This is a genomic window from Mangrovibacter sp. MFB070, from assembly GCF_000705335.1.
GTDB lineage: Bacteria > Pseudomonadota > Gammaproteobacteria > Enterobacterales > Enterobacteriaceae > Mangrovibacter > Mangrovibacter plantisponsor.
The window spans coordinates 331,326-354,117 of the sequence record NZ_JJMI01000019.1 but is presented as its reverse complement, the minus strand read 5'-3'; the positions used below and the strand labels follow the sequence as shown (position 1 = coordinate 354,117).

The following is a 22,792-nucleotide window of genomic DNA, read 5'->3' as shown; positions in this document are numbered from 1 at the left end:
TTAAAAATGGCTGTGCCAGTCCACTTGATTTTGAATGATGACGGCGGATCGCAGATTATGGGGTCTTGTGATATTCACGGGCGTGAAGGAAGCATTGAACTACGTAGCTTGCAACATTCTCTAATCATACCTACTGATATGTTAACCGGAAAAATTACAGGAAATCGCCAGCATACGCCATTCAACTTCACAAAAGAGATAGATAAATCATCCCCTCATTTGTTCAAGGCGGTTGCAACAGGTCAGGTATTAAAAAGTGCTGAGTTTAAGTTTTATCATATTAATTACAGCGGGCAGGAAGAAGAATACTACACAATCACTTTAGAGAATGTTCGGGTTGTTAGCGTTAGTCCTGTTATGCACGATACGCGCACAGTGACAGGTACGGGGCATATGGAAGATGTTTCATTAAGCTATGAAAAAATCACTCACTTACATAACCACGGAAATATAATTCACTCTGACTCATGGAATGAAAAGAATCAAGCATAAAAGAAAATGCGATTGATGTGCTATCAGGTGAAATGACTATCGGGTTGAGATAACTTCCTACAATGAGAAGCCCTATTTTTCTGGCTTCAATATAAATTGTTCCGGGTTCTGATATGAATAAAGAGCTTGAGCTGGATAACCTCATCATGAACTATTTTGGGCGTGACTGTGGCTTGATTGATGGCAGTGATGAAATCAGGCCGAAAATTGATGTTTATCTCAGGCAATCAGGCAAAGGGATGCAAGCCAGGTTACTTGAGAATATCCGTGTTTTTCTCTCTCAGGGCTCACAGTTAGATCATGCGTTCAGAACTCGATATGGCGAGTACTTCTTGACTGAGTTGTGGGGAACAACGCCAGAAGATTTTTTACGGCAGGTTCAGAATGCTGTTATCCGATGAACAGGAACTTTTAGATTATGTCACCGAGAAATACGGTGAACGAAAAAATCCTGCACAGAAAGAATGGTCGTTTCAAGAACATTTTAACTTCATACAAGAGGATTTGGAGGAAATGTTATTTGACCTGTTTACGCGGTACGGTATTGCTCACGGAAATTTTAATTTAGATAACTATTTTATGCCGGAGTTCTACTGGTGGCAGTTTAGGCTTAAAAAAGATTGGCGTAACCACAGGTTTAAAATGCTAACTCTGGAAATGGTAATTGAATCGGCTAAAGCCGGAAAATGGTTGTATGACTAATTTTATATGTGACTATTCCCCTTCTCTGTATTTGCTGATAATACGAGTAAGGCTATCGATAATTCACTTTTAAAATTTACAACCAATGCAGAAAACGAGCGTGCATCATAAAGCACTTATTCGTGAGACGGTCCACTGGCAAACCAGGTCGCCAACAAGGCCAATAGCAACCCTGGTTTTAAGTGTTGGAAGGCAATTGATCCCGGGGAGAACCTTTCTGGTTTATAAAAAATTATATAGTTTCACTATTGGTGTAACTATAGTGAATTTAATAAACCACCCCAGCCATTCTGTTATGACCTTTTCCAGTTTTTCCAGGGACTGCGCGCGCTTTCCCTCCGACATCCGTCCAATATTGCGCAGCTTCCATTGAACTGCTGGCAAATTCTGAATGTGGGGCTCTGGTGCTAAATTCCAGTCAGGCTCGCCACGTTTAAATGACTCTAACGCAGCACATAGCTTGTCGCCGTACAAATCAGGTAGTGAGACAACCGGGATCGCGGCAAAACCAAATTCTTCCTCCACGGATTTCACGACGTCGCTTATCTCAGGCAATCAGGCAAAGGGATGCAAGCCAGGTTACTTGAGAATATCCGTGTTTTTATGCTCTGCCTTTGCATGGAATGGCTGTGAATCACCAAACACGCCCTTTACGGGCGTGCCGAATAATCAAACCGCATTCTTTATACGCATCATGGCTGCGCGGTCTATCCGCATTCCTTGCTTATCAAAATAACGGCTCGGCCAAATCTCGCTGGCATCCACGCCAATTGCCGTTGCAATCAGTATTTCACCTCTGGGCCAGGGGCGGGTAAGTGCATTCGAGAGCGTGGAAGATGCCAGCCCTGCTTCCCGGGAAACCGCGGCCATGGAAGTCCCTTTCTTACGCAGTGCGGCAATAATATCTGCTGCATGCCAGTCTGTGTTGGTCATGATAATTGCTCCTTTTGTAGACTATCAGTCACTTTTTGAGAGGCTAACATGAATGAAATGTGACTTATAGTCCGTTTAACTATAATCAACATAACGACATCAATTGTGATTGGAAACTCGTGGCAGGCTGAAAGAATATGTAATGAATGGCGTCAGTTACATTCGTTGTATTTGTTCAGTCGGCTTCTTGATGGTTTTGCACTGGTTTGCGATCTGTCTGGGTAATTGTGTGTTAATTGTGACTTATAGTCCGTGGTCTGATAAGCAACATCAGGCCATGTTAGCGGGATGAAAAAATCCTCGCACATTCAGGCGTTTTTTGGCGCACACATCAAGAAACTCAGATTACAGTCTGGTCTTTCTCAGGAAGCCTTTGCGGATAAATGCGGGCTGGACAGGACTTATGTCAGTGGCATTGAACGCGGAGTCCGTAATCCTACTTTGGAAGTGATCAATGTATTAGCCAGAGGGTTGAATGTTGATATCAGCGCACTGTTTGCGTTTGAGAAAGACGAGGTCGATGAGTGAGCGGTTTATCCATTTAATCACCCAGATTTGTGCTGTTTCTTAAACGATACAAGTCGAGCGCTTTGTCGCGAGTAATATTCATTATGCTCTCAGCTGCCACAAGCCCCCATATGGTGCCTTGTTCTTGTTGGTAATATGTTTTCATCGCCTCAATGTATGCATCCCGGTATTTAATCCATAACCGTTGTGAGTCACGTAGCGCGACACGTACGTTTTCTGGTTGCCCGTTCATGAGTAATTTATATTGTTTCCCCAATTCAGCATCCCATTGTGTAATGGCGGTTTTATAGCAGAGTTGCGATGCAAGTGTATTTTCTGCGTTGTTTTTGCACTGTAGAAGCGCGTTATCAATACTCTCTCCTGGGAGCGCGGCAAAGACTGAAAAGGGGAGTAATAGCAGCAAAGCGCACGGGATGTGTTTTAAAGGCATAGTGGTATTCCCAAAGCAGGAACGGGATTAGTATTATAGCACTCGCTTTTGCTTAAGGTTTTCCCGGTCTGTCTTTACTCACCGAACCAGAACCACTCAGGCATTAAGCACCTTGCCAGGCTTACAACCCCACCATCAATATGTCGATAAAATGCATTTTTTTAAACATATAGCCCAAACATGTTTACGGTATCGACACGTTCCGGCGATATGTCGATAAAACACGTTTTTTTAAACATATAGCCCAAACATGTTTATGGTATCGACACGTCCTGGCGATATGTCGATAAAATGCATTTTTTTAAACATATTGGAGTGACGTGTGTCGCGTATCGGCATAGTATGGTGATGTGTCGATTAAAACGGTTTTTATAAACATATGAACTGGGATCCGCAAACGCCTTACAACGCACTGCCAGTGCTGCCGCCCGAACTGGATAGGGTTGAAACACGCAATGTTCTTAAAGCATGCATTAGTGCGCGTGCAGCCATTGCCGAGCTGAAAACGGCCGGTGAGTTGATCCCCGACCAGGGCTTGCTGATAAATATTCTGCCCATGTTGGAAGCAAAAGATTCTTCACGCATTGAGAACATTGTAACGACCAGCGATCAGCTTTTTCAGTATGCAGATCACGCCGATAAGGCCGATCCTGCAACCAAAGAAGCGCTGCGCTACCGTACTGCGCTTTATGATGGTTTTACCCACCTTGAAACCTATCCACTCTGTACAAATACCGCGGTCGCTATCAGCACCAAATTGCGCTCTGTGCAAACAGATGTCCGGAAAACACCGGGTACAGTCCTGCGGGATCAGAACAACAAAGTGGTATATACGCCACCAGTTGGTGAAGACGCTATCCGTAATTTACTGGCGAATTGGGAACAGTTTATACACCGTGAAGATGATTTAGATCCGCTGGTGAAAATGGCTATTGCGCACTATCAGTTTGAGTGCATTCACCCATTTCCCGATGGTAATGGGCGAACAGGCCGTATACTGAATATCCTGTATTTAATTCAGGAAGAACTGCTCTCGCTACCTATTTTGTATTTGTCTCGTTTTATTCTGGAAAGGCGTGATGATTACTACACCCTTTTGAGAAAAGTGACCGCAGAAGGCGATTGGGAATCCTGGATACTCTTTATGCTGGATGCAGTAGAAAACGCGTCTCGGTGGACGACGAATAAAATTTCAGTTGTTCGGGCTTTGATGGCAGAAATCGCAGAGTTTGTGCGTGAAAAACTACCCAAAATTTATACTCATGAACTTATCCAGGCGCTGTTTGCTCAACCCTATTGCCGGATTGAAAACCTTGTAGAACGTGGTGTGGCTAAACGCCAGACAGCATCCGTATACCTTAAGCAACTGGTCGATATTGGTGTGCTGGAAGAAATGGCTGTGGGGCGCGAAAAACTGTATATCAACACAAGGTTGCTGCAAGAGTTGAATCAGTAGTGGTCACTGGCTTTTTGCGGGTTGTTTACTTTCGCCCGCAACGCCTTCTGTGTTCCTCCCACCCCCACTCAATTTGCATTAAAGTGCCAATCAGCTAATGCCAAATAGCCGAAAACCAGAGATGATGAGGAAAACAATGAGCATTCTGCCCGCGGTGCGCAGCCAGACCTGTGCGGGGGAGAAAAATAAGGAGTAACAGGGTGGCTTCTGAATCATCTGCAGCACTGGAGAAAACCAGCGGCGCACCGCCTGCGCGGTTGGTGGCCTTTTTCTTGTTTATTATCCCGCCTTTATTATGGGCCGGTAACTTTATTGTCGGGCGGGCTATTCGCAATGATATCCCCCCGGCAACATTAACCTTTTTCCGCTGGCTGGTGGCGCTGGTGGTTATTTTCCCCTTTGCCGCGCCGTTTATCCGCCGGGATTTTCGCCGCTATTTACAGGTTCCGCTGCGTATTATCGCGCTGTCGCTCAGCGGCATTACTGCGTTTAGCTTGCTGGTTTACTACGGCCTGCACCACACATCCGGCACCAATGCCCTGTTGCTGAATTCCTGTGTACCTATTCTGATTATGCTGTTTGGGGCGCTGTTTTATCAGCAACGCCTTGGCGGGTTACAGGTGGCAGGTATTGCGGTGTCATTTTGCGGTGTGCTGGTGATTATTTTCCGGGGCAGCCTGCAGGGGCTTATGCAACTGGCGTTCTCTTCCGGGGATGTAATGCTGCTCGGGGCCATGGCAAGTTTCGCGTTATACACACTCTGGCTGCGTAAACTGCCAGCGGAAATTAACCGCATGGGGTTACTGTGGGTGCAGGTGCTAATTACGCTGCTGGTGGTGTCGCCGCTCTGGCTCCATGAGCATATCAGCGGGCTGGCGGTGCAGTGGAATGCCACCACGTTGTCGGCGGTGCTGTTTCTGGGTGTCTGCCCGTCGTTTATTTCTTACTGGTTTTATGGGCGCTGTGTGGAAACTATCGGAGCTGCCCGCGCCGGGTTGTGTATCCACCTGATTCCGGTGTTCGGGGTGGTGCTTTCGCTGGTGTTTCTTGGTGAACCGTTCCGCCTGTTTCACCTGGCAGGTATTGCCGCCATAATTGCTGGTGTCACGCTGGCCAGCCGTAAAGGCTGAATGGGCTCAGAAACGAAAAAACCACCGGTTAAGGTGGTTTTTTTTCGCCTGGGTACTGGCTTATTTGGTCAGTTCAGCAGTCATATGTACACCGTTATTCACATTGGCTTCAGTGATACGGTAAGAAGCGCCAGCCTGTTTAGCCTGAGCAGCAATCTGTGCTTCAGCACCGTCCAGGGTGGAGGCGGTGGCGGTTACGCTTTGAGCGAAAGCACCGAAGGACATAACAGAAAGAGCGGCAACTGCAACGAAAGTTTTGATAGATTTCATGGTCGTATTCCTTAAATGGTTTTGTTCGGTAGGGCTGTGTTGCCCTGATGTGAACAATCATAGGCCTGCCATGCAGTGATTAAAATCAAAACAATTTGCGGATCTCTTTCAAAAAATATGAAGTATATTGCTGGGGTAAACGGCCTCAGTGTTCCGCTACGGGGTGGGTTATCTCTGCAAGAAAAAACTGATGATGAACATCAGTACTACAAGCAGGGAAATAAATGCCGCGCCAGTAGAAAACCCATGCTGTATTGATTCTTCATCCTGTTTAATATCGCGAAAGCGGGCCAGTGCTTTTGCGGCATTGGGGGCGGTAATTTCCTCAAACTGCTGTTCATAACCTTGTGCTTTCAGGCGGGTTGCCTCAGTGGCATCGGCTTTCTCCACTACAGTAATCTGGCCGCCCTTTTTTAAGAAAATAAACACTGGCATAGGGGACTCCATGCGAGGTAACAATGCTGCTAACAAATAACACTGCCGAACACTGGCTGGAGCCGCCTGCAGGCTGCGCCAGCCGTACTGGTGCCACTATTCCTTGCAAATAGCAGGCTGTGCTTTCCAGGAATAGATAAGTTTGTTGTCCTGGTAATAGTTATACACCGCTCCATCCGGGAATAGTGAGCGGAAAACTTTCACCCGGTTATCGTTGGAGCAATAATTCGTGATGATCACTTTCTGCATATTACTGCGCCATTCCTCATTCTGCGTAATACTGGCCGGGAGCCCCTTAATTACGAATTTATAAGTGAATGTATTTCCCTCTGCAGAGACATCCTCCATCATGGTGGCATCATCAATTAATAATGGCAGCTGTTTTTTAACTTCCGCCACGACGGATTTTTGCAGTAACTTTGGGTCGTTATCTTTTAACTGATTAAATTCTTCAATTTTTGCTGATGTGGATTGTGAGCGTATCTCTGCCAGCCGCTTATCCAGGTCGTTAGCGCCGGGGGCTGTTTTGCCAGCCTGTGTTGTGGTTGGCGCTTCTGCGGTATCCGCTTTATCTTTGGATGCATCATCGCACCCGCCAGCCAGAAGTATTGCCGGGAAAAGGGCGGCTAATGTTGCCCGTTTGATCATCACTGTCACTCCATAACCGTATGTTATTGTTGCCTCATAGTAATTAATTATATATATAAAGCACCTACTAACTTTGTTTATCGTTTTCATTCCGGCATTCAGTGCAATTCAGCCAGCGATGGCTGTGCTTTGTGCCGTGCGAATGCACCATTCAGTAAAAAACAGCGTTGTATTCTCAGCCTGAATATTACCTGTATGGCAATCTGTTTTTGGTGAGTTGTTTTTTTTGAGATTAATCTTACTTATTCATTATGGAGAGATGGCATGAAGGGCATTGTTCCGGCGGGATTACTGGCCATGGTCTTTTTCAGCGTGCCAGCGCTGGCTGAGGAAAGTGGGGTGTCGTTTAGCCACAAAAACTGGGAAGTCGTGTGTGATAACACGCTCACCTGCCGGGCGGCAGGTTACAGCCCGGAAGAAGGTAAAGGTGGCTCGGTGCTGTTAACCCGTGAAGCCGGTGCGGGCAGCGCGGTTACCGGCAAAGTAATGCTGGCTGAAGGGGATGACACGGACAGCACGCCGCCGGTAGCCCAACTGGCACTGTGGATCAACGGCCAGCCCGCGGGGGCGTTAACAGCCACCAAAAACGACGACTGGCAACTTTCACAACAACAAACCCAGCGCCTGGTTGCTGCCATTAAAGGTAGCGGCAAGGTTGAATTTAAGGGCGGGCCGGAGCCGTTCGTGCTCTCTGGCGATGGCGCTTATGCCGTATTGTTGAAAATGGATGATGTTCAAGGGCGCATTGGTACGCCTGGCGCACTAACGAAAAAAGGCGATAAGCCGGAGGGCAGTGTGCTGGCTGCAATACCTGAGCCGGTTATTCAGCAAGCGAAAACGGCCACTTCTCCGAAAAGAGCTTTGACCGAGCCAGAAATGGCGACGCTTAAGCCAAAATTACTGGCGGCGCTGGGTAAATCAGAAGAGTGCGACCTTCTTGATGACCCTGATGAAATGGGCGACATGCTCTCTTCTGAAGACAAAGCAATAACACTCCAGCCTGTAGATAAATCTCATGTCCTTATATCGGCATTGTGTTGGCGGGCAGCTTATAACGAAGGTTATGGCTATTGGGTAATGGATAGCCAGCTTGCTGAAAAACCGCAACTGGTGACAACTTCCGGCACTGATTATAGCGATGGTGTTATTTCATTGAGCCAGAGAGGCCGGGGTATGGGCGATTGCTTGTGGAGTGCCAGTTGGGTTTGGGATGGCTCTGCTTTCCGTAAAAGCCATGAAGGTGGCACTGGTTCGTGCCGTTACCTGCGCCTTGGCGGCACCTGGGATTTACCTATTTGGGTGGCACAGGTAAAACCGGCTCAGTAAATCCACTGCCATAGCGCTAAATCACCCTGAGTACCTGGCGTGTTCAGCTTTAACGCCAGCAAAATAAGAAAAGGCCGGTTGCCCTGCTGCGTATACCGGCCTTGTTTTTACTGCTGTTTGCCAGGCGGGCTAATGAGTATCAGCGAGCCTGTAAGGCGAACACACCCCAGCCCAGGTATTCACGTGTGTATGCCACGTGGCGGAGTGGGGCGTCGTTAAGTTCAGCCCGTACTTCTGCTGCGAAGTCATCACCCGGGTTTTCATCAAGCCAGCGGCGCATTGTCAGCCATTTTGCCGCTTCATACCTGTCCCAGCCGTCCTGGTCTGCCAGTACCATTTCCACCAGGTCATAACCAGGTGAACGGAATGAGGCAACCAGTTCTGGCAGTGTAAGAAAATCCCCCGGTGCTGTGGCACCACAGGCGCGGGCAATGGTTTCTGTTGGCGGCAACTGGCGCCAGTACGGCTCGCCAACCAGCAGCAGTCCGCCGGGTTTCAGGCTTTTCTCCAGCAATGCCAGGGTGCCAAAAATACCGCCGCCAATCCAGGTGGCACCAATACAGGCAGCCACGTCGAACGGCTCACTGGCCACAAAGCCACTGGCATCATTATGAATAAACTGCACCGCGTGGCTGACGCCAAGTGCTTCGGCACGCTGGCTGGCCTGCTGGCTGAATAGCTGGCTCATATCCACACCCAGGCCGGTAATGGCGTGGTCCCGGGCCCAGGTGCACAGCATTTCGCCTGAGCCACTGCCCAGGTCAAGTACCTTGTCGCCGGGTTTCAGGCGTAACGCCTGGCCAAGAGTGGCATATTTCTCCGGGGTAAAGGGGTTATGGATCCGGTGAGCGCTTTCGCTAATCGTGAAAATACGTGGGATATCCATGGTGCTCTCCTCAGCGGTTGTCCGGTTGGGCGCGAACGTTATTCAGCCCAGTGGTGTTAATACGATAGGGCTGCCCGTTTACGGACTTAATAAGTTTTTTGGTTTTGAGTTTTTTGAAAACAGCGAGTGTGCAGTCGCTCAGCAACAGCCCTTCCCGGCTGTAACATTCAACTGCGGTAACGCGGCCAGAGGTATTACGGGTATGCACAATGCGCCCGCCTTTTGCGAGCACGTGTAAAGTCCGTTGTTCCTGACGGGATAAATTCATACTGAAACCTGTTAATCATCATGTGCAAAAACATGCCAACACCCGCAGGTGTTTGCGTAAGGTTTTAGCGCAGCGATAACCAGTGTGGCGGTAAAGCCAGCAAGCTGATTATCTGATGATTACATTCTCCAGCATCAAAGCCTCGGTGAGATTAGGTAAGAAAAAACGGGTGAATACTAACACCTGTTTTTTATATGGGAATAGAGTGGCGTGAAAAATGTGATCCCGGTGCAGCAATACAGTGGAGGTGGTTTAACACACAACAATGCCTGAGCCACCTCTGCCCAGGTTATAAACGGTGCGGCACCCGGTAGTGGTCCATTATCCGGCCCATTAAATACAGGCGCGCTTCTGCTTCAGTGGAAAATAAGCCGTGAGTCATTATGGCGTGTTGCGCCACGTTGATAGACATAATAATCAACTGCACAATATCTGCCCGGGTATGAAGTTGGGAAAGAATATCGTTGCAATCCACATGGTCATCATTGTGGCTGTGCCAGCGCAATTTCAGCATTGGGAAAACCTCTGCAGCATGCTGGCGCGCACTTTCCAGAGACATTCCGCCACATTTGCTCAACGCAATATTGTCAAACTTTAAACGCCAGGAATCCAGCGCCCGTGCGGCCCTGTGCGACTGCCCATCCAAAGCGCTTGTTTGCTCCTGGGGCTTGTCATTATTAAGCCGGTAATTACGTGTCGCCATGATGATGTTCCTTATAGCCGGGCTGTATGTAAAACGTGCAGTCCTCCATCAGGAAGATTAGTTCAGTTTGCGGCGTATTTTCGTCGCTGACTTCGCATATCGTGACAGCACTTCAGAAAGCATTTCCCTTAGGGAGATCCCTACACAGTATAACGATTTTGGGTTACCAACAATGGGTAACATAACGCGCCATTTGCGCCCTGATTCTGGCTATAGCCCCACCATTTTTAGTGGGGGCATGCTGCAGCTGCGCCAATTTATTATTAGCTGTGTTTGAATTCGCTGGTACGGGATAAAGGAGAGCGGGGAATGTGGAATATTATCAGTCTGTTAGTTGATGTCTCCTCTATGGTTTGTGATTTTTTGTATCTGCGTGATCGCAAAAAAGCAGAGCGCAAAACATTGCGCGGTGCACCATTTCGCAAAATACCCGTTATCCAGATGCAACCCGGTGAAAAGGCTGTTCAGGAAGATGAAGGCAATACCACCTGCAATACAAAAGAAGCAAAGTAACCGGTTTCTTTCCTCGCTTTTTTCTTGCGCAATCCCACCTTTTTGCCATTTTTTAATTGTTGTTGAGAAATATCTCATTTGAACTGGCGTAACCCCGTTCCCCTGCATAAGCTCAAATTAATCAGGTTGTTGCCCCCTGGCGAATTATTCCACAACCTGAATGAGAAAATATAACCGGGCTTTGAGCTAATATTTTGAAAACAATTGAAAATATCTTTTTCTGGCGATGACCAGGCAGAAGTTATTTTCCGCTGGGAGCAAAACTCATGACGCTGGACTATGTTGCATTGGTAATGCTGGTAGTGGTGGTGTTGATTTTGTTTTACGGGATCATTGCCATTCACGATATTCCTTATGAAATAGCCAAAAAACGCAATCATCCCCATCAGGATGCTATTCATTATGCCGGGTGGGTTAGTTTGTTCACTCTGCATGTGTTATGGCCATTCCTGTGGATTTGGGCCACCCTGTGGCGGGAAGACAGGGGTTGGGGTATTCAGAAAATTGAGCAAGAACAGCATGATATCCAGCACCATCTTAGCGTGCTTACCACGCAAATAGAGCAGCTTCAGCAAGAGATTACCCAGTTAAAAAAAACTCCTGAGCCAGTACCCGAAGTGGTACCCGTAGTGCAAGAAGTGCCGGCCAGTTCGCAGGAGGAAAAATAATGGAAACATTGTTACTGCTTTCTTATGCCGCACTTTGTGTTGCGGTGTTCAAGATTTTTCGCATCCCGTTAAATAAATGGACTGTGCCCACGGCAGTATTAGGCGGAGGCGTTTTTCTTGGCCTGATTGTGCTTATTATGAATTACAACTACCCCTTCAGCGATATTGGCAAAGAAGCCTACCGCACCATTCCCATTGTTTCTCAGGTGCGCGGGCGGGTAACCGATGTACCGGTAACGCCGAATGTTATGCTGCATAAAGGCGATGTGCTGTTTCGTATTGACCCGGAACCTTTCCAGAACCGGGTGGATGATCTCCGTGCGCAAATTAAAGACGCCAGCCAGAATGCCCTTTCGCTGGATTCCGGCCTGAACCAGGCAAAAGCGGATTTGAATAAAGCCATTGCCGACCGCGACCAGGCAAAACGGGAATATGCCCGTTATGCTCAGGGCCACAAGAAAGGTGCGTTTTCGGACCAGGAAGTAGATACCCGCCTGCAAACCTGGAAAGCAGCAGAGGCAACAGTGGCAGCAGAGCAGGCTGCGGTACAGCAGGCACAGAACTCACTCAATTCTGTGGTGGATGGTGAAAACTCGAAAGTCGCTTCACTGATGGCGCAGTTGCGTAACGCCGAATTTAACCTGGAAAGTACGGTGGTGCGTGCGCCTTCCGATGGTTACGTCACTATGGTGGGCCTGCGCCCAGGTGTGATGTCTACATCACTGGGGATGGCTCCAGTAATGACATTTGTGCCTAAAGAGCCGGGGGAATTACCTACTTATGTTGCCGCGTTCCGCCAGAACTCCATTCAGCGCATCAAACCCGGTTACGAAGCAGAGCTGTTGTTCCCGTCAATTCCGGGTACCGTGTTTCACGGTGAAGTGCTCGGTGTATTGCCCGCGATGGGTGAAGGCCAGTTCCAGGGGCAGGGCCGCCTGCTGACCACGGCAGATTTACAAGGACAGGGGCGTGTTCTGGTCACGGTCAGGGCAACAGACCCGCGGCTGGCGCAATATGACCTGCCCCAGGGTTCCCAGGTGGAAGTGGCAGTCTATTCCGGCCATTTTGAAGAGCTGTCTTTAATGCGTAAAATCCTGATTCGCATGAAAAGCTGGGAAAACTACGTCTTTCTGGACCACTAACTGCTGTTAAAAAAGTAAGCGCAAACAAGGAAAGAACAGACCGTTTATCTCCCGGAATGTTTGCGCTTACGTATTCAGAAAACCGGCAGGTTATGCTGGCTGGGTAGCTGGCACTGGCAGTGCTGCCAGCATCTCTGCCAGTGAAGAGTAACACCCGGCAGCACCCTGGAAATCAGGCTGGTGGCAGCCGGGTGTCACTACACATACTGCCATTCCGGCAGCCTGTGCTGCCCGGAAGCCATTCAGGCTGTCTTCCACCACCAGGCACTCTGCGGCGGGCAGTGAAAGTTTGCGTGCGGTAGAGAGGTAAACTGCCGGGTCTGGTTTACCGCGCGGTTCGTTATCGGCACTGGAAACCACTTCAAAATAGTGGCTCAGTTGCAGTTTATCGAACACGGCATCAATAACCTGGTGCGAAGATGAAGTGGCTAAAGCGATGCGGCAGTTTCTTTGCTGCAAGGCGCGTAATGTCGCTTCGACGCCAGGCAAAGGTTTACCGTTAGCGGCAATTAATGTGGTGACATGGTGCAAAATGGCCTGTTCCAGTTGCCCTGGCCGGGTGGGTAAGTTGAAATACTGGCACCACACCCTGGCGATTTCATCCAGCCGTTTGCCTTTTGTCAGGGCTTCGCATTGCGCAACCGTGGCCTGGACCTGGTATGCCGCAAGTGCCGTGATTTGTGCCTGTTGCCAGAACGGTTCAGAATCAATAATCACACCATCCATATCAAAAATAACCGCTTTCACCTTCATTTTTACCTCTCTTGCTGGCTGGCGGCTGCCCGCCAGCCCGGTTGTTTACGACAATTGCGCGCTTTCTGCCGCACATTCCGGTTTAGTGCTAAAACCGGGCTGTTCAACGTGAATGAATGGGCAGATGAAAAACGCGACGATATACAGCACGGTGTAGGCAATCACTACACCAATGGTACTGAAGTGGGGCAGCAGCAGCACGGCAATGGCTGGGGCCAGGAAGTTGGATGTCCCGGCAGATAAGTTATAAACCGAAATAGCCGCGCCTTTGTGGTTAGGTTCCAGCGCCGGGAATACCGCGGCCATGGGAACAAATGCCGCCACAAAAATGCCCAGCGCAATTGCCGGAATTAACGCCATGGCAAAGTTATGCCCAAAATGCTGGGGGATGTAATAAAACGCCAGGCTGGAGATCGCCATACCAATGCAGCCAAACCAGCGCACCACTTTTATCCAGCCCATTTTTTCAGACACAACGCCCCAGAACACGTTGGAGAAAATCGTGGTGAAGAAAAAGACAGCCCAGACCTGGAGCCATTCAGACGTGGTAAAGCCGAGTTGGTCGACAAACATCATTGGCATGATGACGGCGAAACCAAACAGCGACAGGGTATTGATAATCCTCACCATGCAGGACAGCAGAATATTGCGGTTACTGTAAATCAGCGTCACGGCACGGGTGAGCTCACTGAATTTTTGCCGCGTGGTGAGGTTTTGCATATGGCGTGGTGTGGCAATGTGGCGCAGTGAAATCTGCGCGATAACCCCGCCAGTAACACAAAACGCCAGCGCCAGCCACAATGTCCCCAGTTCGCCAATATGCGGGATGGTGAAGCTCGGAATATAACTACCAAACACACCAATACCAATGGAATACACCGCCCAGAACCAGCCAATCGCTGAGCTGGCGCTGTCGCTCTTCACGTTATGAATAATGGCGACAATAAACGAATACAGGAACAGAGGGTAAGCGAAACCACGAATGCCGTAGAACAGCAGGATCATGGCGTAATTCGCACGCCCCAGGCCAAACACCAGGAACAGGACATGGAATACGCACCACATCAAAAAGCCAATCAGCATGGTTTTTTGTGGGGTAATAATTTCAGCCACCACGCCAGACACCCACGCAGCAAGCGCGGCTGCAAGGCCGTAGAGTGTGAAAGCAAAAGAGGCTTCAGCCGGTGAAAAGCCTAATTCTTTAATGTAGTGGGATAAAAACGCCAGTTCGAAGCCATCTCCCGTCATGAAGAAGGCGATAGCGATATAACCCCATATCAGGTTCAGAGGCAATCCCAGCCACTGCTTGTTGGTTACAGACATAATGACCTCGTATTCAGGGTACAGTGGAGCCGCTCCGGCGCAGGCCGGAGGGTTTTGTTATTAAAATTAATGAGTACGGTAAGTAATGTCGTTTTGGTACAGAGCAGCGAATTGTTTATAGCGTTCCATTAGTGTCTGGTGGCGCTCAGGGTTCGCTTGCCAGGTTTTGTAGATTTCAGGTTTGGTGCACACCTCTGCCATAGGTTTACCTGCGGCAAGGCAGGCCAGCCGGGCAGCGCCCAGAGCCCCGCCGGTTTCACCACCTTTGTGGGTGACAACCGGCATGGCAAGAATGTCTGCCAGAAGTTGTGCCCAGAATGGGCTGCGGGCACCGCCGCCAACTAATGAGCATTGCGTAATATCAGTGCCGCTTTCCTGCAGCACTCGCAGGCCGTCGGCAATCCCGAAGCTCACGCCCTCCAGAACGGCATAGCCCATTTGCGCGCGCAGGCTGGCATGGGTTAGCCCCCAGAACAGGCCGCGTGCGTTCGGGTCGTTATGGGGTGTGCGCTCGCCAGAAAGGTAAGGCAGGAACAGTGGTGCATGGGCTTTGTCGCTATCGCTTAACTGTTCTATTTCTTCCAGCAGTGCCGTTTCAGTGGTGCCTGTCAGGCGGCAAAACCACTGCAGGCAACTGGCGGCACTCAGCATCACACTCATCTGGTGCCATAAATTGGGCAGCACATGGCAAAAAGCGTGTACCGCCGATTGTGGCGCGGGGCGGTAGGCGTCGGTTACCACAAACAGAACGCCGGAAGTACCCAGGGAGATAAACGCATCCCCCGGGGAGACCGCGCCAACACCAATCGCGCTAACCGCGTTATCGCCACCACCACCGGCAACCACTACTGAAGCATTCAGCCCCCAGCGTTGTGCAATGTCTGGTGCCAGTGTTGCCGACACCGCGCAACCTTCCACCAGTTCCGGCATATTGCTGCGCGACAACCCACATTTCTCCAGCAGGGTGTCTGACCAGTCTCGTTTGGCTACATCCAGCCACAGAGTGCCTGCGGCGTCAGACATATCGGAGACTTTCTTGCCTGTCATTTTGAAGCGCAGGTAATCTTTCGGCAGCAGCACTGTTGCTGTGCGGTTAAAGTTGTCGCTTTCATGGCGGCGAACCCAAAGCAGCTTGGGTGCGGTAAACCCCGGCATTGCCAGGTTACCAGCAATGGCGTGGAGTTCCGGCGCAATTTCTTCCAGCTCTGCGCACTCCTGTGCACAGCGGGTGTCGTTCCATAAAATCGCGGGCCGAATCACTTCGCCCTGGTCATCCAGCAGCACTGCGCCATGCATTTGCCCGGATAAACCAATCGCTTTAATGGCCGACCAGTGCTGGCCGCATTTCTCTTTCAGTGTTGCCATTAAATAGTCTGTGGCTTCCCACCAGGCCTGTGGTGCTTGTTCAGACCAGTGCGGGTGCGGGCGCTGGATGCTCAGTGGCGCACTGTGGGTGGCAACAACATGGTAGTTGTCGTCAATGACCAGTGCTTTCACTTCAGATGTGCCAAGATCAATGCCTAAGTACATAGTCATCCCTCACTGAATCAGCGTGTATACAGCGGCAATTTTTGCGCGTAACAGCGCGGCGAAGTCGGCGCGTGAAGCCAGTTCACCAAACAGTGCTTTGTTGCTGGCATAAACAGCAATTGGGTCGGCCGCGTTGAACATGGCATGCACGGCAGGGGCATCCAGAATGCCGTCCTGGTATTCATAAGGCAGCGTGCCGTTGTGCCACTGCTCCATAAACACGAAGAACAGGGCAGGCAGCATTGCAGTGGCATCCGGGGGGGCTCCACGCTGGTAGCATTCCAGCAGCGTTGGCGTGATCATCGCCGGGATCTTTGAGAAACCGTCTGCGGCAACACGCTGGTTGGTATCCTGAATATACGGGTTGGTAAAGCGGTTAAGCACTACATCGCGGTAACTGGCAAGGTCAATACCGTTATCGCCAAGGCAAGGGATGACATCTTCGGTGACATAACGGTTTGCTATGGCATAGATAAAATCGGTCTGGGTGCTTTCATGGATATATTGCTGGCCGATTAACGTACCTGCCCAGGCAATGCAGCTGTGGGATGAGTTAAGAATGCGGATTTTGGCTTCTTCGTAAGGAATAACGGAAGACACCAGTTCAACACCGACGTTTTCCAGCGCTGGCCGGGCATCGCGGAAGTTATCTTCCACCACCCACTGAATAAAGGTTTCACCCATTACCGGGGCTTTGTCATCAATACCTGTTTTTTCTTTGATACGGGCCGGCAGGTCTGGTGCCGGGCGTGGTGTGATACGGTCCACCATGGTATTCGGGCTGGTGGTGTTGGCTGTCATCCAGTCAATCACGGTCTGCTTGCCTGTCTGTTGTAAGAATTCGATTAACCCACCATGAAAGCGCTCGCCATTATGGCGGACGTTATCGCAGCACAGCAGGGTTAACGGGCCTGCCTGCGCGGCCATGCGCGCTTCAAGAATGCGGGTAATGGTGCCGTAAATCGTTTTGCAGGCGCCTTGCAGGTCTGCCGCTAAATCCGGGTTGCTGGTATCCAGTTGGTGCTGGGTATTCAGGTAATACCCACCCTCTGTGACAGTAAATGCAATCACTTTAGTTGCGGATTTCGCCCCTTCGTCAATCAGTGGCTGGAGGTTTTCCTGCCAGGGAATGAGTTTCTGAATAGAGGTGATTTCTTCGTATTTTCTTTCCCCTTCCGGGCTGACGGTTTCCAGGACATAACGGCCATTCTGCGCTTTCAGTGCCTGAAGTACGTTTTCTGAATCAGGGCGGATGTTCCCGGCGGCAATGTGCCAGCGGTTATCGCCTGCGGCAATCAGGCTGTGCAGGTACCAGGCCTGATGTGCACGATGAAAAGAACCCAAACCGATATGAAGCCATGTGAATTGATTGTTCATGCTCTGTTCTCCATTAAGGTGTGGGCACACTCTATTCAATCATTTGATCAATTATAGAGCTATAGATCACAAAAGAGCAAAAGACCAAATAAAATACAAATGACCAATAATGTGCATCTAATTATGGCAAGAGTACTTGCCTCGCTATGATCTTCCCGCCAGAATGCGGGTATTGCCGGGGGTAAAATGCCCGCAGGCGCAGGAATAAGGCAGGGAAACGTGAGCAAAGAAGATGATGCCAGGCTGGACCAAAAAGTGCGTGCGGCGTGGATGTACTACATTGCCGGGCAGAATCAGAGTGAAATAGCTACCCTGTTAGGGACTTCAAGGCCGGTCGTCCAGCGCCTGATAGCTGCGGCGAAAGAAGAGGGTATTGTTTCCATTGGTCTGCACCATCCGGTGGCGAACTGCCTTGATTATGCGCAGTTGTTGCAGGAAAAGTACCAGTTGCATGAATGCAATATTGTGCCGGTCTACAGCGAAGACAGCCTTCTCGATAGCGTGGCATTTGGCTGTTACCAGGTGATGTCCCGTTTTCTGCGGGCCGATACACCGAAGATCATTGGTATTGGCTCGGGGTTTACCCTGAAAAAAACCATTCAGCGCATTGATTTTAATTGTAAGAACGCCCGCTGTGTTGCGTTGATTAGTGCCATGGATGAAAACGGCCAGTGTAATTATTACGACGATGTGCCCTTGCTGCTGGCGCGTAAACTGGAAGCCAAATATTCTCAGTGGCCGGCACCGCGCTATGCACAAACCAATGATGAACACGCAATGTGGTGCTCAAGCCGCTTGTTTAATAACGTGAGCGAGTTAGCCAACCTGTCGGACGTTATTTTTGTTGGCGTGGGGCCTTTAGGTGAGCAAAGCCCAATTTATAAAGACGGGTTTATTAACCGGGCGCAACTGGATGAACTAACAACACTGGGCTCTGTAGGTGAGATCCTGGGGCGGTTTATTGATGCTGATGGCAATGTTGTTAACAGTGAAATCAACCAGCTGATAACCAGTTATGATATTCGCAACAATCCCTGCCCACGTATTGGTGTGGCCTGTGGCGATTACAAACGCCCGGCGATTTTAGCCGCGCTGAAAGGGGGCTGGGTTAACGGCCTGGTTACCGATGAGCATACAGCTCGCTGGTTATTAACGCGCTGAGCGCATTGCTTGCATCACCTTTTTGGTGTGGCCTGGTTGGTGTTTATGGTGCCTGTTTTCGCTATTACATCTGGCAATTTCCGTGCGTGGTTATCCCGGTAAAAATAAACAGGTGCCTTATTGGCACCTTAGATTGATGAAAAAGAAGGGAAAAGCGTGGTTATCCCTTCTTTTTAGTTAGCAGCCGAAAATCAATGAATTGATTTTCCTGGTTTTTTATTAGGTGACATCCTTTCTTTCTGTACGGACATGAGGTTTGTCATCAGACTCAGGTGCCTTATTGGCACCTCCTGAGCGCAAAAAATGAGGTAGTGTTCACAAAATTGCCATCGCATCTTCTGGCTATTACTCACAGCCCTCATTGTTCAATTCAGTTTTTCTATTTATTTAATAACTCACTGTATTTAAAAAATAAAAACATTTGATTCCCGCTATTTGTTAAATTTTAAATGTGATTCAATTCACAAAAAACTATTAACAAACAGGGGTGTCAATGTTCTGTATGGATTCATTTATCCAGTTTTTGAGATCTTCGTTGCAAATACAGGGCTTGCAGCCAGGGAAAAATGTGGGTGTCGCAAGCAATAAGGGCAAATGATGAAAATCGGTATTGTCGTAAGTGGCGGAGATGTTTCAGGGATAAATAATTTTATTTTCCAGATAGCCAGGCTGGCGCAGGCTGATATTACGCTATTTAATGGCGGGATCCCTGGCTTACTGGAGAAAAAACACCATGAGATTGCATGGCGTGAATTGGTGGACTTCTCTATCTCTGCAATGCCGGTAATCACATCCGGGAGGACGTCGAAAAAATTAATGCGTTCAGAGTACAGCGAAATCAGTAAAAAACTTAAATCACTCCATATTGATATATTAATCATGGCAGGTGGCGATGGTTCTTTACAATTTCTGAATACCCTCAGCGAATTTGGTGTTAATTGTTTTGGTGTGGGTATGACGATTGATAATGATGTATTCGGCAGTGATTACACTATCGGTTTCTCAACGGCCTGTGAACAAATTCGCCAGGAAGTATCCAAATTACGTAATACCGGCAGGGCATTGCCCGGGCGAGTATTTATGATTGAAGTTCTTGGTGGGTACTGTGGCGAGCTGACTTTGCAGGCGGCTATCAAGAGTAATGCCGATATTGCGTTAATCCCTGAAAGGCAGTTGCCAGTGGCTGAGCTGGTATCAAAAATTCAGCACAAGCTTGCGGAACAAAACAGCGTCGTAATCCTTTGCTCAGAAGGCTACACGAAAGAGTACTCGCCAGGGTTTCAGGGGGCGATAGACACCATGATAAAACAACTGGAGCCACAAATAGGTGTGCGTATCCGTAAGACCATTTTGGGTTTTGGCTTACGCAGTGGCGACCCAAGTTGCGAGGAAATTTATCAGGGAACGATTATGGCCAGTGAGATTGTTCGTTGCATTCAGTCTGGAATGCGTAATAAAGCCATTGTTATTAATTCGAGTAATAAACCTATTCCCATTGATTTAATTAGTATGCAAAAACGCCTGGTCGATACTGAAGGGCATCATTATAAACTTGCAAGGCAGCTCAATATCCTTTGAGGAGACCCTACATGTTAAAAGTACTTTGCGTATGTGGCTGCGGCCTCGGCTCAAGCTTTGCCATTGAAATGACCGCGAAAGCTGTTCTTAAAAAACTGGAGATTCCTGCACAAATTGAACACACCACTGTTTCTGAAGCGGGGGCATTTAAATCCGATATTATTTTAACCTCCAAAACATTTGCAGATATTTTAACAGCCGATGCCAGTGAAGAAGAGGCAAGGCGCGTTATCATTCTGAATAAATTAACTGATAAAGAGGAGATAGAAACAAAAATAGTTGCCTTTATGAAAGCGCAAAATTTAATGGTGGTTGATCATGAATAGTATTATTTCATTTATTGTAAAAGATTTACTCGGCCAGGCATCTATCCTGGTGGCATTTATTGCCATGCTCGGGTTGATTCTGCAAAAAAAATCGCCAGGGAAAATAGCAGAAGGCACATTTAAAACGCTGCTGGGCTTTCTGATAATGATGGCAGGCATTAACATTATTGTCGCCACTTTGACTTTCCTTAACGATATTTTTACCCATGGCTTCGGCATGAAAGGGTATATCACCGACGTGGCAGCGATAGCCGGGCTGGCAAACCGTGAGCTGGGCTCCGAAGTGGCGTTAACGCTGATGGTGATCTTTGCCGTCAATATCCTGGTGGCGCGCCTTTCACCCTTTAAATACATCTTCCTGACCGGGCAGGCACTGCTCTGGATGGCAACTATCGGCACTGTTATTGGCTATAAAGCTGGCCTGACAGGTTTACCCCTTATCCTTACTGGTGGTGTTTTTGGTGGGGTTATGGCGGTGTTGATGCCAGCGCTGGCACAACCTGTGGTACGGCGAATTACCGGTTCAGATGACGTCGCGCTGGGGCATTTTTGTACCATTGGCTACCTGGTTCAGGCTGCGGTGGCAAAAGTTGTCGGCAAAGGCTCCCGCTCAACTGAAGACCTGGTGCTGCCGGATAATTTCAAGTTCCTGCAAGATACCTATTTGTCTATGGCGGTGGTGATGGTGCCCATGTACCTGATCCCGGCGCTGGCGGCTGGGCCTGCTTATATTGCCCAGTTTTCTGGCGGTATGAACTACCTGATGTACGCGTTTATGCAATCTATCCAGTTTGTTGCCGGTGTTTTTGTTCTCTATAGCGGTGTGCGTTTACTGCTTAATGAACTGGTGCCTGCATTCCGTGGAATTGCCATGCGTATTGTGCCAGACGCCAAACCCGCTCTGGATTGCCCGGTTCTCTTTCCCTATGCCCCCAATGCAGTGATAGTCGGCTTTCTGGCAACAACAGTGGGTTCTATTATCGGCATGCTGGTCTTCCCGATGTTCGGGATGGCAATGATTCTACCCGGGTTATTAACGAACTTTTTTGCAGGTGGCACCGCTGGCGTTTTTGGCAATGCGCTGGGAGGGCGACGTGGAGCAATGATTGGTGGTGTTGTCCATGGCCTGTTTATTACTTTCCTGCCGTCAGTTTTGGTGCCGATGCTGGAAAGTTACGGTTTTAATGGCGTCACGTTCAGTGACTCAGATGTGATCAGTTCTGGCCTGGTGCTGGGGCATGCATTCCAAAATAACTGGTTATTTGTTGCCTTGTTTATTGTGTTTGTTGCCGCCCTTGCCTGGTTTGTAAATGGTAAGTCTGTTAATCCTAAAGGGGAGAAAGGTCATGAGCCTGCTTAATTTCAACGATATTTTACGTATTGCTCAGGAACGACAATTTAAGGCAATTGGTTCATTTAACTTACATTGTATTGAAATGCTGCCTGCCTATTTCCGGGCTGCAAGAAAAACGAACAGTCCGTTAATGATTCAGATATCTACCGGAACAGCACAATATTTGGGTTATAAATTGCTGGTGGATTCTGTGTGCTCCCTGGCGGAAAGTGAAAATGTGCCAACCTGCCTGCACCTGGACCATTGCTCGGATATTAACGCGATTGAAACAGCGATGAATGCGGGTTTTACATCTGTGATGTATGACGGTTCTCACCTTAGTATTGACGACAACATTGCGAATACGCGTATTGTGGTGGAAATGGCTCGCCCGAAAAATATCACTGTAGAAGGTGAATTGGGGGCGATTGGTGGCTCAGAAGATGGCAAAGCCGTGGCAGATGAAGACATCACCATTACTACCGTGGAAGATGCTGTGCGCTTTGTGCATGAAACGCAGGTTGATATGCTGGCAGTCTCTGTTGGCACAGTACATGGCCTGTATACGGGTAAAGCGCAAATTCGCCATGAACGGTTAACCGCAATCAGTAAAGCAACTGGCACGCCGCTGGTATTACATGGCGGGACGGGCGTTAGCGATGAAGATATGCGCCTGGCGGTGACCGAAGGGATTAATAAAGTGAATGTGGGTACAGAAATGAATGTCCAGTGGGTAGGGCAATGTAAAACCACATTTGAAAAAGGAAAAGTGAATGACAGTGTGCGGAAATTTTTAATTCCGGCAAACGAAGCCGTTACGCAGGTATTAATGGAAAAGATCGCACTGTTTAAATAAATACCCGTTCTTCTTTTATTTTTAT

Annotated in this window: 27 protein-coding genes and 1 pseudogene; 15 read left to right on the top strand and 13 right to left on the bottom strand. The window is 48.8% G+C overall.

All coding sequences use genetic code 11. The annotated features are described in order from the left end of the window. Positions 1 to 6: 6 nt before the first annotated feature. The 3 genes from DT73_RS08240 to DT73_RS08230 all read left to right on the top strand — a co-directional run bounded on the left by DT73_RS08240 (position 7) and on the right by DT73_RS08230 (position 1,194). Entirely contained in the window at positions 7 to 492 is a 486-nt protein-coding gene (locus DT73_RS08240) for a type VI secretion system tube protein TssD (protein WP_036106783.1), read from the top strand. A gap of 113 nt (positions 493 to 605) precedes the next feature. Then, on the top strand, positions 606 to 893 hold the full coding sequence (locus DT73_RS08235) for a contact-dependent growth inhibition system immunity protein (protein WP_036106779.1): 288 nt from the start codon (positions 606 to 608) through the stop codon (positions 891 to 893). Then, the gene (locus tag DT73_RS08230; RefSeq protein ID WP_036106775.1) at positions 877 to 1,194 is read left to right on the top strand and encodes a DUF1493 family protein; all 318 of its coding nucleotides are present in this window, start codon (positions 877 to 879) and stop codon (positions 1,192 to 1,194) included. The genes DT73_RS08235 and DT73_RS08230 overlap by 17 nt, the downstream gene beginning before the upstream one ends. A gap of 222 nt (positions 1,195 to 1,416) precedes the next feature. Here DT73_RS08230 and DT73_RS08225 read toward each other — a convergent pair. Beyond that, a pseudogene (locus DT73_RS08225) lies at positions 1,417 to 1,746 on the bottom strand (hypothetical protein); the annotation flags it as partial. A 117-nt stretch (positions 1,747 to 1,863) separates the two neighbouring features. Continuing rightward, positions 1,864 to 2,127, bottom strand: a complete 264-nt coding sequence (locus DT73_RS08220; RefSeq protein ID WP_036106771.1) for a helix-turn-helix transcriptional regulator — start codon at positions 2,125 to 2,127, stop codon at positions 1,864 to 1,866. A 288-nt stretch (positions 2,128 to 2,415) separates the two neighbouring features. Here DT73_RS08220 and DT73_RS08215 point away from each other — a divergent pair, with 288 nt between their 5' ends. Next, positions 2,416 to 2,655 (top strand): helix-turn-helix domain-containing protein, encoded by a 240-nt coding sequence (locus tag DT73_RS08215; RefSeq protein WP_036106768.1) that lies wholly within the window; start codon positions 2,416 to 2,418, stop codon positions 2,653 to 2,655. 13 nt (positions 2,656 to 2,668) lie between these two features. Here the strand turns inward: DT73_RS08215 and DT73_RS08210 are convergent, their stop codons facing one another. Then, positions 2,669 to 3,085: a lysozyme inhibitor LprI family protein gene (locus DT73_RS08210; RefSeq protein ID WP_036106765.1), complete on the bottom strand. Its 417-nt coding sequence runs from the start codon at positions 3,083 to 3,085 to the stop codon at positions 2,669 to 2,671. A 379-nt stretch (positions 3,086 to 3,464) separates the two neighbouring features. On the opposite strand from DT73_RS08210, the gene fic reads away from it, so the two are divergent. Both fic and DT73_RS08200 read left to right on the top strand, forming a co-directional pair. Further along, on the top strand, positions 3,465 to 4,541 hold the full coding sequence (gene fic, locus DT73_RS08205; RefSeq protein ID WP_036106762.1) for a protein adenylyltransferase Fic: 1,077 nt from the start codon (positions 3,465 to 3,467) through the stop codon (positions 4,539 to 4,541). A 200-nt stretch (positions 4,542 to 4,741) separates the two neighbouring features. Beyond that, positions 4,742 to 5,671 carry a DMT family transporter gene (locus tag DT73_RS08200; protein WP_072006917.1) on the top strand — a complete coding sequence of 310 codons (930 nt, stop codon included), beginning with the start codon at positions 4,742 to 4,744 and terminating at the stop codon, positions 5,669 to 5,671. Between the two features lie 60 nt (positions 5,672 to 5,731). Here the strand turns inward: DT73_RS08200 and DT73_RS08195 are convergent, their stop codons facing one another. From DT73_RS08195 to DT73_RS08185, 3 genes are all read right to left on the bottom strand, one after another. Beyond that, on the bottom strand, positions 5,732 to 5,941 hold the full coding sequence (locus tag DT73_RS08195) for a YdgH/BhsA/McbA-like domain containing protein (RefSeq protein WP_036106759.1): 210 nt from the start codon (positions 5,939 to 5,941) through the stop codon (positions 5,732 to 5,734). 168 nt (positions 5,942 to 6,109) lie between these two features. Next, entirely contained in the window at positions 6,110 to 6,376 is a 267-nt protein-coding gene (locus DT73_RS08190; protein WP_036106756.1) for a hypothetical protein, read from the bottom strand. Positions 6,377 to 6,472: 96 nt separating this feature from the next. Beyond that, positions 6,473 to 7,024, bottom strand: a complete 552-nt coding sequence (locus tag DT73_RS08185; protein WP_036106754.1) for a hypothetical protein — start codon at positions 7,022 to 7,024, stop codon at positions 6,473 to 6,475. A 264-nt stretch (positions 7,025 to 7,288) separates the two neighbouring features. Between DT73_RS08185 and DT73_RS08180 the strand changes: the two genes are divergently transcribed. After that, positions 7,289 to 8,350: a DUF1176 domain-containing protein gene (locus tag DT73_RS08180; protein WP_036106752.1), complete on the top strand. Its 1,062-nt coding sequence runs from the start codon at positions 7,289 to 7,291 to the stop codon at positions 8,348 to 8,350. A gap of 139 nt (positions 8,351 to 8,489) precedes the next feature. On the opposite strand, the gene DT73_RS08175 is transcribed toward DT73_RS08180, so the two are convergent. The 3 genes from DT73_RS08175 to DT73_RS08165 all read right to left on the bottom strand — a co-directional run bounded on the left by DT73_RS08175 (position 8,490) and on the right by DT73_RS08165 (position 10,207). After that, positions 8,490 to 9,236, bottom strand: coding sequence for a cyclopropane-fatty-acyl-phospholipid synthase family protein (locus tag DT73_RS08175; RefSeq protein WP_036106749.1), 747 nt, complete (start codon positions 9,234 to 9,236; stop codon positions 8,490 to 8,492). 10 nt (positions 9,237 to 9,246) lie between these two features. Further along, positions 9,247 to 9,504: a YjhX family toxin gene (locus DT73_RS08170; protein ID WP_036106746.1), complete on the bottom strand. Its 258-nt coding sequence runs from the start codon at positions 9,502 to 9,504 to the stop codon at positions 9,247 to 9,249. Between the two features lie 289 nt (positions 9,505 to 9,793). After that, a complete protein-coding gene (locus DT73_RS08165; protein WP_036106744.1) occupies positions 9,794 to 10,207 on the bottom strand; it encodes a hypothetical protein in 414 nt (137 codons plus the stop codon). Positions 10,208 to 10,516: 309 nt separating this feature from the next. Here DT73_RS08165 and DT73_RS08160 point away from each other — a divergent pair, with 309 nt between their 5' ends. The 3 genes from DT73_RS08160 (at position 10,517) to DT73_RS08150 (ending at position 12,530) form a co-directional block, all read left to right on the top strand. Further along, positions 10,517 to 10,720 carry a hypothetical protein gene (locus DT73_RS08160; protein WP_036106740.1) on the top strand — a complete coding sequence of 68 codons (204 nt, stop codon included), beginning with the start codon at positions 10,517 to 10,519 and terminating at the stop codon, positions 10,718 to 10,720. Between the two features lie 266 nt (positions 10,721 to 10,986). Continuing rightward, the gene (locus DT73_RS08155; protein WP_036106738.1) at positions 10,987 to 11,388 is read left to right on the top strand and encodes a DUF3302 domain-containing protein; all 402 of its coding nucleotides are present in this window, start codon (positions 10,987 to 10,989) and stop codon (positions 11,386 to 11,388) included. Beyond that, a complete protein-coding gene (locus DT73_RS08150) occupies positions 11,388 to 12,530 on the top strand; it encodes an HlyD family secretion protein (protein WP_036106735.1) in 1,143 nt (380 codons plus the stop codon). The genes DT73_RS08155 and DT73_RS08150 overlap by 1 nt, the downstream gene beginning before the upstream one ends. A 90-nt stretch (positions 12,531 to 12,620) precedes the next feature. Here the strand turns inward: DT73_RS08150 and DT73_RS08145 are convergent, their stop codons facing one another. The 4 genes from DT73_RS08145 to dalD form a co-directional block, all read right to left on the bottom strand. Then, complete coding sequence (locus DT73_RS08145; protein WP_036106733.1) at positions 12,621 to 13,283, bottom strand: HAD family phosphatase; 663 nt, start codon at positions 13,281 to 13,283, stop codon at positions 12,621 to 12,623. Positions 13,284 to 13,328: 45 nt separating this feature from the next. Beyond that, a complete protein-coding gene (locus DT73_RS08140) occupies positions 13,329 to 14,606 on the bottom strand; it encodes an RbtT/DalT/CsbX family MFS transporter (RefSeq protein WP_036106731.1) in 1,278 nt (425 codons plus the stop codon). 66 nt (positions 14,607 to 14,672) lie between these two features. Further along, on the bottom strand, positions 14,673 to 16,136 hold the full coding sequence (gene xylB / locus DT73_RS08135) for a xylulokinase (RefSeq protein WP_036106728.1): 1,464 nt from the start codon (positions 16,134 to 16,136) through the stop codon (positions 14,673 to 14,675). Positions 16,137 to 16,145: 9 nt separating this feature from the next. Continuing rightward, positions 16,146 to 17,513, bottom strand: coding sequence for a D-arabinitol 4-dehydrogenase (dalD, locus tag DT73_RS08130; protein WP_036106725.1), 1,368 nt, complete (start codon positions 17,511 to 17,513; stop codon positions 16,146 to 16,148). A 219-nt stretch (positions 17,514 to 17,732) separates the two neighbouring features. Between dalD and DT73_RS08125 the strand changes: the two genes are divergently transcribed. The 5 genes from DT73_RS08125 (at position 17,733) to DT73_RS08105 (ending at position 22,767) form a co-directional block, all read left to right on the top strand. Continuing rightward, entirely contained in the window at positions 17,733 to 18,674 is a 942-nt protein-coding gene (locus DT73_RS08125) for a sugar-binding transcriptional regulator (RefSeq protein ID WP_036106722.1), read from the top strand. 597 nt (positions 18,675 to 19,271) lie between these two features. Then, on the top strand, positions 19,272 to 20,252 hold the full coding sequence (locus DT73_RS08120) for a 6-phosphofructokinase (protein WP_036106934.1): 981 nt from the start codon (positions 19,272 to 19,274) through the stop codon (positions 20,250 to 20,252). Between the two features lie 11 nt (positions 20,253 to 20,263). Continuing rightward, the gene (locus DT73_RS08115; protein ID WP_036106721.1) at positions 20,264 to 20,578 is read left to right on the top strand and encodes a PTS sugar transporter subunit IIB; all 315 of its coding nucleotides are present in this window, start codon (positions 20,264 to 20,266) and stop codon (positions 20,576 to 20,578) included. After that, the gene (locus tag DT73_RS08110; RefSeq protein ID WP_036106719.1) at positions 20,571 to 21,938 is read left to right on the top strand and encodes a PTS sugar transporter subunit IIC; all 1,368 of its coding nucleotides are present in this window, start codon (positions 20,571 to 20,573) and stop codon (positions 21,936 to 21,938) included. The genes DT73_RS08115 and DT73_RS08110 overlap by 8 nt, the downstream gene beginning before the upstream one ends. Beyond that, positions 21,925 to 22,767, top strand: a complete 843-nt coding sequence (locus DT73_RS08105) for a class II fructose-bisphosphate aldolase (RefSeq protein WP_036106717.1) — start codon at positions 21,925 to 21,927, stop codon at positions 22,765 to 22,767. The genes DT73_RS08110 and DT73_RS08105 overlap by 14 nt, the downstream gene beginning before the upstream one ends. The last annotated feature ends 25 nt before the right edge of the window (positions 22,768 to 22,792 follow it).